At 73.9% G+C, this 12,497-nt stretch carries 10 protein-coding genes; 5 read left to right on the top strand and 5 right to left on the bottom strand.

From position 1 onward, the window contains the following. Window positions 1-72: 72 nt before the first annotated feature. The 3 genes from IE286_RS21375 to IE286_RS21365 form a co-directional block, all read right to left on the bottom strand. A complete protein-coding gene (locus tag IE286_RS21375; protein ID WP_189798383.1) occupies window positions 73-1,026 on the bottom strand; it encodes an RluA family pseudouridine synthase in 954 nt (317 codons plus the stop codon). A gap of 106 nt (window positions 1,027-1,132) precedes the next feature. Continuing rightward, on the bottom strand, window positions 1,133-1,978 hold the full coding sequence (locus IE286_RS21370) for a siderophore-interacting protein (RefSeq protein ID WP_189798382.1): 846 nt from the start codon (window positions 1,976-1,978) through the stop codon (window positions 1,133-1,135). 114 nt (window positions 1,979-2,092) lie between these two features. Then, complete coding sequence (locus IE286_RS21365; RefSeq protein ID WP_189798381.1) at window positions 2,093-3,022, bottom strand: 5'-3' exonuclease; 930 nt, start codon at window positions 3,020-3,022, stop codon at window positions 2,093-2,095. 585 nt (window positions 3,023-3,607) lie between these two features. Between IE286_RS21365 and IE286_RS21360 the strand changes: the two genes are divergently transcribed. The 5 genes from IE286_RS21360 to IE286_RS21340 all read left to right on the top strand — a co-directional run bounded on the left by IE286_RS21360 (window position 3,608) and on the right by IE286_RS21340 (window position 10,252). Next, window positions 3,608-4,699: a quaternary amine ABC transporter ATP-binding protein gene (locus IE286_RS21360; RefSeq protein WP_189798380.1), complete on the top strand. Its 1,092-nt coding sequence runs from the start codon at window positions 3,608-3,610 to the stop codon at window positions 4,697-4,699. Next, window positions 4,692-7,310: an ABC transporter permease/substrate binding protein gene (locus tag IE286_RS21355; protein WP_189798379.1), complete on the top strand. Its 2,619-nt coding sequence runs from the start codon at window positions 4,692-4,694 to the stop codon at window positions 7,308-7,310. Before IE286_RS21360 ends, IE286_RS21355 begins: the two co-directional genes overlap by 8 nt. Window positions 7,311-7,884: 574 nt before the next feature. Beyond that, the gene (locus IE286_RS21350) at window positions 7,885-8,451 is read left to right on the top strand and encodes a helix-turn-helix domain-containing protein (RefSeq protein ID WP_125499172.1); all 567 of its coding nucleotides are present in this window, start codon (window positions 7,885-7,887) and stop codon (window positions 8,449-8,451) included. After that, on the top strand, window positions 8,451-9,170 hold the full coding sequence (locus IE286_RS21345; protein ID WP_189798378.1) for a helical backbone metal receptor: 720 nt from the start codon (window positions 8,451-8,453) through the stop codon (window positions 9,168-9,170). Before IE286_RS21350 ends, IE286_RS21345 begins: the two co-directional genes overlap by 1 nt. Before the next feature lie 41 nt (window positions 9,171-9,211). Further along, a complete protein-coding gene (locus IE286_RS21340; RefSeq protein WP_267969278.1) occupies window positions 9,212-10,252 on the top strand; it encodes a LysR family transcriptional regulator in 1,041 nt (346 codons plus the stop codon). Window positions 10,253-10,265: 13 nt separating this feature from the next. Here IE286_RS21340 and IE286_RS21335 read toward each other — a convergent pair whose 3' ends face one another. Both IE286_RS21335 and IE286_RS21330 read right to left on the bottom strand, forming a co-directional pair. Continuing rightward, the gene (locus IE286_RS21335; RefSeq protein ID WP_189798377.1) at window positions 10,266-11,072 is read right to left on the bottom strand and encodes a gamma-glutamyl-gamma-aminobutyrate hydrolase family protein; all 807 of its coding nucleotides are present in this window, start codon (window positions 11,070-11,072) and stop codon (window positions 10,266-10,268) included. Window positions 11,073-11,263: 191 nt separating this feature from the next. After that, entirely contained in the window at window positions 11,264-12,466 is a 1,203-nt protein-coding gene (locus IE286_RS21330) for an amino acid deaminase/aldolase (protein ID WP_189798376.1), read from the bottom strand. Between the last annotated feature and the right edge of the window lie 31 nt (window positions 12,467-12,497).

Below are 12,497 nucleotides of genomic sequence, written 5' to 3'. Positions count from 1 at the left end.
CCGGCACCTGCTGCAGGGGGCGTGACGGTGCGCGTCCGACGCGCCCGGGCACGCCCCCGCTGCCCGCCGCGGTCACCGTCCCGCCCACTCCCGCGGGTCGACCCAGGCCCCCAGCACCCGGCGGCTGCGGAACCGGTGCTCCGCCCCCGTGACCGGGTCGGTGAACTCCAGGGTCCTGGCCAGCAGCTGCAGCGGGCGCCGGAAGTCACCGGCCGGGACGGGACCGGTCACCACCGGGTACAGCGGATCACCGAGGATCGGCACCCCCAGGGCGCTCATGTGCACCCTGAGCTGGTGGGTCTGCCCGGTCTCGGGGACCAGCCGGTAGCGTGCGAGACCATCGGCCGCGCGGTGCTCGACGAGGCCGACCCGGGTGACGGCGTTCGGCTCGCCCGGCACCTCCCGCGCGGCCGGCACGCCGCGTTCCTTCACGATCCGGCTGCGCACCGTGCGCGGCAGCGCGAGCCGCGGATCGTACGGGGCGACGGCCTCGTACTCCTTGCGCACCCGCCGGTCGCGGAAGAGCGTCTGGTAGCGGCCGCGTTCCTCCGGGCGCACCGTGAACAGCACCAGTCCCGCGGTGAGCCGGTCCAGGCGGTGCGCGGCACTGAGCGTGGGCAGACCCAGCTCGCGGCGCAGCCGCGCCAGCGCGGTCTCGGCGACATGGGTGCCGCGCGGCGTGGTGGCGAGGAAGTGCGGCTTGTCCGCCACCACGATGTGCTCGTCGCGGTGGACGACATGCAGCGGGAAGGGCACCGGGACCTCCTCGGGCAGCTCCCGGTGGAACCACACGAACATCCCCGGTTCGAACGGCGCGTCGGGCGCGACCGGCCGCCCGTCCGCCCCGACGACCTCCCCGGCCCGGAACATCGCCTCCACCGCTCCCGGCGCGGCTCCCGACAGCCGCTCCACCAGGTGCTCCCGCACGGTGGCCCACGGCCCGCTCGCGGGCAGCCGCACCCGCACCGGGTCCACCCCGCGGCGCTGGGGCAGGGGAGCGGGCGGGGGCGGGGTCCTGCGTCTCACGCCGTGCAGCCTACGGCCCGGGCCGCCGGCACCCCGCACACACGGCACGCGCGACGGCCGCCGGTGGCGCGAGCCGCACCGCACGGCGCGGCCCCGGGCACCGTCCTCACGCGGCCGGTGCCGCGCCCTCCTGCTCGGCCTCGATCCGGGCGTTCCACTCCCGCTTGGAGGCCTGCCAGCCGTCCTCGTCGTGGCCCAGGCGCCAGTACCCGGAGATCGACAACCGCTCACGCGGGATCGCGTGCTCCACGCGCAGCAGCCGGCGCAGCTCCTTGACGCAGCCGGCCTCGCCGTGCACGAACGCGTGCACCCGGCCCTCGGGGAACTCCAGACCGCGGACGGCCTCGATCAGCGCCTCGCCGACGGGCCGGGTGCCGCGGTGCAGCCAGGTCACCTGGACGGAGGAGTCGATCTTCTGCTCCTCCTCGGGACCGGCGACCTCCACGAACGCGTGGGCCACGGCGCCCTCGGGCAGCGCCTCCACGGACCGGGCGATCGCGGGCAGGGCGCTCTCGTCACCGGCGAGCAGATGCCAGTCGGCGCTCGCGTCGGGGGCGTAGGCACCGCCGGGCCCCAGGAAGCGGAGGGTGTCGCCCGGCCGCGCCCGCACCGCCCAGCGGCCGGCCAGGCCCTCGTCGCCGTGGAGTACGAAGTCCAGGGTCAGCTCCCGGTGTTCCGCGTCCCAGTCGCGCACGGTGTAGGTCCGGGTCACCGGCCACTGTGCGCGCGGGAACTCGGCGCGGATGCGCTCGATGTCGAACGGCTCGGGATAGGTGACGCCCTCGGCCGGGAACAGCAGCTTCACATAGTGGTCGGTGCAGGTGTCCGCCGAGAAGCCGGCCAGCCCCTCGCCGCCGAGCACGACCCGCTGCATGTGCGGCGTGAGCCGCTCGGTGCGGATCACCCGACCGGTGTGGGTCTTGCGCGGCTTGCGCGCCGGACCTTCTGCCATGACGGCCTCCCGTTCACCTTGCTTAGGCTTACCTAAGTTAGCATCCGCCTGCTGTGCACGTGTGATGTTCCGGAAACGAACCGCCGCGCGCGCCGTGACCGCTCGCCGGAACGGTCACCCCGCCAGCGTGTCCAGCAGCCGTTGCAGGGAGCCGCCCAGATTCCAGCGGGAGGCCAGCGCCTCCAGCGCCGCCGGGTCGCGCGGGCTGCGCGGCAGCCCGGTGTCCACCGCCGGCAGGGGCACGTCGGTGGCGACCCGCACGACCTTCGGCGCCACCGCGAGATAGGGCCGCGCCTCGGCCAGCCGCTTGCGCTGCGACGGCGTCAGCCCCGACCCCGGGTCCTCGACGGCCGCCATGATCCCGGCCAGGTCGCCGAAGCGCTCCAGCAGCCTGGCCGCGGTCTTCTCCCCGATGCCGGGCACGCCCGGCAGCCCGTCGCTCGGGTCGCCGCGCAGCAGCGCCAGGTCCGCGTACCCACCGCCGTCCACCCCATACTTGGCGCGCAGCACCGCGTCGTCGGTGATCTGCAGCGTGCCCACCCCCTTGACGGGGTACAGCACGCGCACCCGGCGGGCGTCGTCCACCAGCTGGTACAGGTCCCGGTCGCCGGTGACGATGTCGACCGGTCCCGCCGCCCGCGCGGCGTAGCTGCCGATCACGTCGTCCGCCTCGTACCCCGCGACCCCCACCCGGGCGATGCCGATGGCGTCCAGCACCGCCTCGATCACCGGGACCTGCGGGGACAGTGTGTCGGGCACCTCCTCCGTGTCGGGCCCCTCCGGATGCTCCTCGGCGACGCGGTGCGCCTTGTAGGAGGGGATCAGCTCCACCCGCCACCGCGGCCTCCAGTCGGCGTCCATGCAGGCCACCAGCCGGTCGGGCCGGTGGTCCCTGACCAGCCGGTCGATGAAGTCGAGCAGCCCGCGCACGGCGTTCACCGGCGTGCCGTCGGGCGCCCTGACCGACTCGGGGACACCGAAGTAGGCGCGGAAGTACAGCGACGGAGTGTCAAGGAGCAGGCTCTTTGCGGGGCGCGTCGACATGCGCCCAGCATGCCATCGCCGGGGGCGGGGCTCGTGCGCGACGAACTGCGCGCCGTCTCCCCCAAGGCCATGTCGGGTCCCTGCCGAGCCCCGCAGGAGCGCCTCGCCTTCGGTTCATGGCGGACATCCACGCGGACCTGTGGTCCCATGGGCGCGTGCCCCGGCCGAGGGCGGCGAGGCGGCGCAGGCCGCCGCCGGCGCGCCGGCGGTCGTCCCCGACGCCGCGGACGTCGGACGTCCGCACGCGTGGCACGAGGTGCACACCGTGACCGCCGTGCTCGTGCGACGCGGCGCGAAGGAGGCGCGGCAGCTCGTCTCAGCACCGCGGATGTACGGGATGGACGACCGGCGCATCCGTCGGCACGTGCGAAGCTCGTCACTCTGAGTGACAGGAAGAGTGGCGCACGGTACCCCTGTGATGGCCGGTCGGCGCCTGCATGGCCGAAAACATGTGAGGTGGACCACCTTCGCGTTTGCGTCGAATGCGGTTGGGCAGGCGCGGCGACGACCGAGAGTGGTTGCGTAATTCAACTGTTACCCAGCCTTCGCGTCGTCGTGTCCTTGTTCCCTAGGTGAGAGGTACGTGTGTCACCGTTGCTAGAAGCCGAGCACCTGTTCAAGGTGTTCGGCAGACGACCGGACGAGGCGGTCGAGAAGCTGCGGCAGGGAGCCGACCGCGACGATCTGCGCGCCGACGGCACCACGGCTGCCGTGATCGACGCCTCGTTCACCGTGGACCCCGGCCAGATCTTCGTCGTGATGGGGCTGTCCGGCTCCGGCAAGTCGACCCTGCTGCGCATGCTCAACGGGCTGCTCGTGCCCACCGCCGGCCACGTCCGGTTCGCCGGGCAGGACCTGACCGCGCTCACCGACCGCGAGCTGCGCACGGTCCGCTCCCAGAAGATCAGCATGGTGTTCCAGCACTTCGCGCTCTTCCCGCACCGCAGCGTCCGCGACAACGCCGCCTACGGCCTGGAAGTGCAGGGCGTGCCCCGCGCCGAGCGCGAACGCCGCGCCGACGAGGCGCTCGCCCTGTGCGGCCTGGCCGGCTGGGAGAAGTCCTGGCCCGACGAGCTGTCCGGCGGCATGCAGCAGCGCGTCGGCCTGGCCCGCGCCCTGGCCACCGACGCGGACCTGCTGCTGATGGACGAGTCCTTCAGCGCCCTGGACCCGCTGATCCGCCGTGACATGCAGGACCAGCTGCTCCAGCTGCAGAAGACCCTCAAAAAGACCATCGTGTTCATCACGCACGACCTCAACGAGGCCATGCGTCTGGGCGACCGCATCGCCGTCATGCGCGACGGCCGCATCGTGCAGACCGGCACCGCCGAGGACATCCTGCTGCGCCCGGCCAACGACTACGTCGCCTCCTTCACCCAGGACGTCGACCGCTCCCGGGTGCTGACCGCGGAGGCGGTCATGGACCGCGACGTGCGCGGCGACGAGGCCGACTGCGGCTGCGAGACCGCGACGCCCGACACGCCGTTCGCCGAACTGTGCGCGATCTGCGCCCGGCTCAGCCACCCCGTCGCTGTCGTCGGCCCCGACCGCAGCGTCGTCGGGGTCGTCCCGCGGCAGCGGCTGCTCGGCTTCCTCGGCGACGAGCCGGCCGGCACGCCCGCCGCCTGCGACGCCCGGCGGGACAAGGGCGGCGAGAAGGAGGTCGCCCATGCCTAGGATCCCGCTCGGCGACTGGGTCAACACCGCCGTCGACTGGCTGCTGGACCACGTGTCCTGGCTGTTCGACTTCTTCAAGACCGTCTTCACCGGCGCCTACGACGGTATCGACGCCGTCCTGCAGGCACCCGAGCCGCTGCTGCTCGCCGGCATCTTCGCCGTGCTCGCCTGGTGGCTGCGCGGGGTGCTCGCCGGTGTGCTGTCCTTCGTGGGGTTCGCGTTCATCGACTCCATGGAGCTGTGGTCGGACGCGATGGTCACCCTGTCGCTCGTCCTGGTCGCCACGATCATCGCGCTGGTGATCTCGGTGCCGGTCGGCATCTGGGCGGCCCGCTCCAGCCGGGTCAGCACCGTGGTCCGGCCGATCCTGGACTTCATGCAGACGCTGCCGGCGATGATCTACCTCATCCCGGCCATCCTGTTCTTCGGCACCGGCGCCTCCGCAGGCATCGTCGCCACGCTGATCTTCGCGCTCGCGCCCGGTGTGCGCATGACCGAGCTGGGCATCCGGCAGGTCGACCGGGAGCTGGTGGAGGCCGCCGAGGCGTTCGGCACCACGCCCCGCAACGCCCTGCTGCGGGTCCAGCTGCCGCTGGCGCTGCCCACCGTCATGGCCGGCGTCAACCAGGTGATCATGCTCGGTCTGTCCATGGCCGCGATCGCCGGCATGGTCGGCACCGGCGGCCTGGGCGGCGACGTCAACGAGGCCATCGGCCAGCTCGACGTCGGCCTCGGCTCCGAGGCGGGCGTCGCCATCGTGATCCTCGCGATCTACCTGGACCGCATGACCGGCGCCCTGGGCGACCAGGTCTCCCCGCTCGGCCGCCGCGTCGCCGCCAAGGCGCAGGCGCTGAAGCGCATGAAGATCTGGTCCTACCGGCTGCGGCCGCAGGTCGCCGTGATCGGTGTCGTCGTCCTCGCGCTGGTCGCCGGCGGCATGGGCCTGTTCGGCGGCGGTGGCGGCTCGGCCACGACCGCCTCCGGCGGGCAGGACGTCGGCAAGGGCAAGAAGATCAGCATCGGCTACATCCCCTGGGACGAGGGCGTGGCCTCCACCTTCCTGTGGAAGGAGATCCTCGAACGGCGCGGCTACCAGGTCGACGCCCGGCAGTTCGACGCCGGCCCGCTGTACACCGCGCTCGCCCAGGGCAGCATCGACTTCGAGACCGACTCCTGGCTGCCGACCACCCACGCCCAGTACTGGAAGAAGTACGGCGATCAGCTCGACGACCTCGGCTCCTGGTACGGCCCGACCTCCCTGGAACTGACCGTCCCGGCCTACATGAAGGACGTCGACTCCCTGGAGGACCTCAAGGGCAAGGCCTCCCTGTTCGGCGGGAGGATCACCGGTATCGAGTCCAGCGCCGGCGAGATGGCCCTGCTCAAGAGCAAGGTGCTGAAGGACTACGGCCTGGACGAGGGGTACAAGGTCGTCGACAGCTCCACGCCGGCGATGCTGGCCGAGCTCAAGCGCGCCTACAGCAAGAAGGAACCGATCGTCGTCACCCTCTGGTCGCCGCACTGGGCCTACAGCGACTACCAGCTGAAGAAGCTGAAGGACCCCAAGGGCGCCTGGGGCAAGGGCGACGCCGTGCACACCCTGGCCCGCAAGGGCTTCGCCGGCGACGACCCGGTCGTGGCCGGCTGGCTGAAGAACTTCAAGCTGGACGAGAAGCAGCTCACCAGCTTGGAGGCGGAGATCAACAAGGCCGGCAAGGGCCGTCAGCAGGAGGCCGTGCGCACCTGGCTGAAGGACAACCCCGGCATGGTCGACAAGCTGGCCCCGGTCTCCGGCGGCTCCACCGCCGCGCCGGCCGAGGCCGAGCGCGCACTGAACGTGGCCTGGTTCCCCTGGGACGAGGACATCGCCGTCACCCACCTGTGGAAGGCCGTGCTGGAGCGCCGCGGCTACCGGCTGAACCTGAAGCAGATGGACGTCGGCCCCGTCTACACCGGCCTGGCCGGCGGGGACATCGACCTCAACTTCGACGCGTGGCTGCCGTATGCGCAGAGCAACTACTGGGACAAGAACAAGGACCGGCTCACCGACCTCGGGACCTGGTACCAGCCCACCTCGCTGGAGATCGCCGTGCCGTCCTACGTCAAGGACGTGAAGTCCCTGGAGGACCTCAAGGGCAAGTCGGACCTGTTCGGCGGGAAGATCATCGGCATCGAGGCCGGCACCGGTGAGATGAACCTGCTGAAGACCAAGGTCCTGCCCGGCTACGGCCTGGACGAGGAGTACAAGGTCGTCGACGGCTCCACCCCCGCCATGCTCGCCGAGCTGAAGCGCGCCTACGCCAAGCACCAGCCCGTGGCCGTGGTGCTGTGGTCGCCGCACTGGGCGTACAGCCGCTACGACCTGACCAAGCTGACGGACGACAAGAAGCTGTTCGGCGAGGGCAACACCATCCGGACCGTCTCCAGCAAGGCGTTCCCCGAGCAGTACCCGCAGCTCACCCGGTGGATCAAGAACTTCCGGATGAGCGAGGAGGAGCTGGGCAGCCTGGAGAGCGAGATCAACGCGCGCGGTCAGGGCCACGAGGACGAGGCGGTCACCGCCTGGCTGAAGCAGCACCCGGACGTGGAGCAGCGCATGACCACGGGCTGACCCCACGGGCGTGCTCCGGTCGGGTTCCGGCCACCGGACGACCGCCACCGCATCACCGCCCGAGGGGGCGGGCCCCGCCGCAGGACACGGCACGGGGCCCGCCCCCTCGCGCATCGCGCAAGGCCGCCGGGGCGTCGCCGCATGGGCCGGGGGAACATCCGGGGCCCGTACGTCGTTGGTTCTGCCACCCTGCGGTCACAACGGCGGAATCCGGCCGACCACGAAGAGCCACCCTCCGCCGGTCACCGTCCGCCGTCCGGCGGCACCTGTCCGGCGCTTCCGGCCGGCGCGCGGACCCCGCAGGGCGCGGCGGTCGAGCGCGGTAGGGCGCCGGTCCCCCTCGCACCGCGACCGCGCGCCCCCGCCGCCCGGCCGGTCACGCCCGCCGGGCAGCCGTCCGGCCGCCGTGGAACCATGCGGCCGGCACGTCCTGGGTCGCAACCGGTTGCACGGGCGGCATGAAACTGTTTGCCGAACATGCGTAGGGTGCAGAGAAGTCAACAGGGGGCCTGCGTCCCCACGCAGGCCGGCGGGCACAGCAGGCGGACGACGAGCGAGGGAGGGAACCGGACCGATGGGCGACCACAAGGAACAGTCCCTCCGCGTGGGCGCGGCCGTGCGGCGCCGCCGCCGCGCGCTCTCCCTCACCCTCGCCGTCGTGGCCGAGCGCAGCGGTCTGTCGGTGCCCTTCCTCAGCCAGGTCGAGAACGACCGGGCCCGGCCCAGCCAGACCTCCCTGGAGAAGATCGCCGACGCCCTGCGGACCACCGCGGTGGAGCTGCTGGCGGCGGCCGATCCGGCGTGCAGCGTGGACGTCGTGCGGGCCGAGGACACCGGGCCGGCGCCGACGCCGCGGGTGCGGTCCCTGGTGCGCGGACACCATCAGCTGCACGCCTCCGAGTTCACCGGTGAGCACGAGGCCGGCCGCGAGTTCCAGCACCGCAACGACGAACTGATGTACGTCGCCGACGGCGCGGTCGAGATCGAGGCGGAGGGCCGCGCCTACCGGCTGGCGCGCGGCGACACCATGTACCTGACCGGCGGGGTGCGACACCGCTGGCGGGCCACCGTGCCGGAGACCCGGGTGGTCGTGGTCGCGGTGGCCGAGCACATCGAGGCGGTGCGGGACCGGAGGCGCTGATGCGCGTCGTGTCCCTGGTGCCGTCGCTCACCGAGGCGATCGCCGTGACCCTGCCCGGAGTCCTCGTCGGCGCCACCGACTGGTGCACCCGTCCCGCGGACCTCGGCGTGACGCGGGTGGGCGGCACCAAGAACCCGGCGGTCGACCGCGTCGTCGCCCTCGCCCCGGACCTGGTCGTCGCCAACGAGGAGGAGAACCGGGCACCGGATCTCGACGCGCTGCGCACGGCCGGGCTTCGCGTGCTGGTGACCGAGGTGCGCAGCCTGCCGCAGGCGTTCACGGAGCTGGCCCGGGTGCTGGCCGCCTGCGGAGCGGACCGCAGGCCCCGCTGGCTCGACGAGGCTGAAGCGGCCTGGGCGGCCCTGCCGGCCCCCGCTAGGCGCAGGACGGCGGTGGTGCCGGTGTGGCGGCGGCCGTGGACGGTGCTCGGCCGGGACACCTTCGCCGGCGACCTGCTGGCCCGGCTCGGCGTCCACCACGTCCACGCTCGGCACCCCGAGCGCTACCCCCGCATCCCCCTGCGGGAGCTGCTCACGTCCGGCGCGGAACTCGTGGTGCTGCCGGACGAGCCGTACCGCTTCACCGCGGACGACGGGCCCGAGGCGTTCCCGGACCTGCCGTGCGCGCTCGTCAGCGGGCGGCATCTGACCTGGTACGGGCCGTCGCTGGTCCGGGCGCCCGAGGTGCTGGGCCGGGCGCTGCGGGCGGCGCACCGCTGACCGGGCCGCGCGACGGCGCCCCTGCCGCATAAGCTGGGCTTATGGCAAGGCCCAGCCCCGAGCAGCGTGCCGCGGACCGCGGCACCGGCACCGCGGGGTCGGGCGGCGACGCGGCCGGCGCACGCCGGACGGGTGCCGCGGCCTCCGGCGACGGCACGGGCACGTCCCGTCACACCGGCGGTGTGCTGGCGCACCGGGTGCCGGACCTGGGCGCGCTGGAGCTGCTGCTGGCGGTGGCCCGGCGGGGCAGCCTGGGCGCCGCCGCCCGGGACCTCGGCATCACCCAGCCGGCCGCCAGCAGCCGGATCCGCTCCATGGAACGACAGCTCGGGCTGGCCCTGGTGGACCGCTCCCCGCGCGGCTCCCGGCTGACGGACGCGGGCGCACTGGTCACGGACTGGGCGCGGCGGGTCGTGGAGGCCGCCGAGGCCTTCGACGCCGGCGCGCAGGCGCTGCGGGACCGGCGGGACTCCCGGCTGCGGGTCGCGGCGAGCATGACGATCGCCGAATACCTGCTGCCCGGCTGGCTGATCGCCCTGCGCGCCCGCCGTCCGGACACCGCGGTCTCCCTGCACGCCGGGAACTCGGCGGAGGTCGCCGAACGGCTGCTGACCGGCGCGGCCGACCTGGGCTTCGTGGAGGGCCTGACCGTGCCCGCCGGCCTGGACTCTGCCGTGATCGGCCACGACCGGCTGATCGTGGTGACCGCTCCCGGACACCCCTGGAGCCGCCGGCGGCGGCCGCTGTGGGCGGCGGAACTGGCCGCCACCCCGCTGATCCTGCGGGAGAAGGGCTCCGGCACCCGGCAGGTGCTGGACGCGGCGCTGGGCGGCCTGGCCCGTCCGCTGCTGGAGCTGTCCTCGACGACCGCGGTGAAGGCCTCCGCGGTCAGCGGGGCGGGCCCGGCGGTGCTGAGCGAACTCGCCGTGGGGGAGGAGCTGTCGATGCGCCGCCTGGTCACCGTGCCCGTGGAGGGCGTCGCCCTGCGGCGCGCCCTGCGTGCCGTCTGGCCCGCCGGTCACCGGCCCGCCGGACCGGCCCGGGACCTGCTGGCGCTCACACGGTGCGGCACGCCCGCCTGAGCGGCGGCGGCGCTCAGTCCTCGAACGGTCGACGCGATGCGCCGGCTCGGAGGGTGTCCGCGGATGCGCCCGCCCCCGCCGGGCCGGCGGACGGCCCGCCCGGGGAGCCGTCGCCGTCCGTCCGGCCGCCCTCGCCCGCCGCGACGACCAGGGCCCGCATCACCCGCAGGTCCCCGCCCATCTCCGGATGCCACTGCACACCCAGCACCCAGGGGCCGTCGCATGCCGGCTCCACGGCCTCCACGGTGCCGTCCGCCGCGTGCGCCGAGGCGATCAGGCCGGCGCCGAGACGGCCGACGGCCTGGTGGTGGTACGTCGGCACCACCGTCTCCTCCGGGACGGCGGCCGCGCAACGGGTGCCGGGCACCGGCCGGACCGGATGGCCGCCGAAGACCCCGGGGGCGGATCCCCCGTGCCCGTCGAGGTGCTGGACCAGCGTGCCGCCCAGGGCGACGTTCAGCAGCTGCATGCCCCGGCAGATGCCCAGCAGCGGCAGCCGCGCGGCCAGGGCGGCCTCGATCAGGGCGAGTTCCCAGGCGTCCCGGGCCCGGTCCGGCGGCCCGGTGCGCGGGTCGGGCACGGCGCCGTAACGGGCCGGTTCGACGTCCGGGCCGCCCGCGATCACCAGCCCGTCCAGGACCGCCACGGTCCGCGCGGCCCGCTCGGGCGCGTCCGGGGGCAGCAGCACGGCCAGTCCGCCCGCCCGCTGCACCAGCCGCGGATAGGCGGCCGGCAGCAGCGCGGCCTCCAGCCGCCACACCCCCCAGCGGGTGTCCGCCTCCAGATAAGTGCTCACGCCGATCAACGGTGGTACGGCCATGCTCCGCTCTCCCTGCTCCGCCAGCCCGCATCTGTCCGCATCCGCCACCGGGGAAACCCGGGCCCCGCAGCAAACCCGGTCCCCGCCGGGACAGCCCGCCGCGGCGAAAGCACCCTGCCGCACCGCTCAGGCCCGGCGTCCGCCGCGGCCGGCCCGTTACACGGGACGCGCCCGTCACACGGGTGCGCCCGTCACAGGAACGTTCGGCCCTCGCCCCGGTAGGTGGGCACGCTCCGGGTCACCCGGTCGCCCTCGACCAGGTGCAGCGTGTCGAACCGCTCGCACAGCTCGCCGGCCTTCGCGTGCCGGAACCACACCTTGTCGCCGATCAGCAGGTCGTCGGCGGCCGGGCCGAGCAGCGGCGTCTGCACCTCGCCTGGACCCTCCTGCCGGTCGTAGCGCAGTCCCTCGGGCAGATACGGCACCGGCAGCCGGTCCGCCCCGGCAGGGCCGGACGCCGGGTAGCCCCCGCCGAGCACCGTCACCACGCCGACCCCCGGCCGCCGGACCACCGGCAGCGCGAACAGCGCGGCCGGACGGCCCCGGAACGAACGGTAGGTGTCGAACAGCCGCGGCACGAACAGGCCGGATCCCGCGGCGATCTCGGTCACGGCGTCCTCCGCGGCGGTGTACTGCACGCTGCCCGTGCCGCCGCCGTTGACGAACTCCAGCTCCGGCGCCACCGCTCGGACCGCCCGCACCACCGCCGCCCGCCGCTCGGCCAGTTCCCGCCGGGCGGCCGCCTGCATCAGCCGGACCGCGCGCGACCGCACCGGGCGTCCCGGCACCGCGTCCCCCACCCCGGCGATGTGCCCCTCATACGCCATCAGCCCCACCAGCCGGAACCCCGGACGCCGCATCACCGCACGGGCCAGCTCGGCGACCTGAGCGGGGGAGTGCAGCGGGGAGCGGCGCGCCCCGATGCGGATCCGCCCCCCGAGCAGCTTCAGCGAGGTGTCCAACTCCAGGCACACGCGCACCACTTCACGTCCGCCCGCCCGGGCGGCGTCGATCAGGGCGAGCTGCGCGGGGTCGTCCACCATCACCGTGACGGCGGCGGCGAGCTTCGGATCGGCGGTCAGTTCGGCGAAGGCGGCCCGGTCCGCGGACGGATAGGCGAGCAGCACGTCGTCGAACCCGCACCGGGCCAGCCACAGTGCCTCGGCGAGCGTGAACGCCATGACGCCCGCGAACCCGTCCCGGGCCAGGACCCGTTCGAGCAGGGCCCGGCAGCGCACGGACTTGCTGGCCACCCGTACCGGCTTCCCGCCGGCCCGGCGCACCAGGTCCTCGGCGTTGGCGTCGAACGCCTCCAGGTCGACGATGGCCAGCGGGGCGTCGAGCGCGGCGGTGGCGCGGTCGTAGCGGGCCCGGTCGGCGGCACGTGCGGTCATACAGGCCTCCTTCGTGGACACCCCGGTCTCC

This window comes from Streptomyces thermodiastaticus (genome assembly GCF_014656135.1).
Taxonomy (GTDB): Bacteria; Actinomycetota; Actinomycetes; order Streptomycetales; family Streptomycetaceae; genus Streptomyces; species Streptomyces thermodiastaticus.
This window is presented reverse-complemented; position numbering and strand designations above follow the sequence as displayed.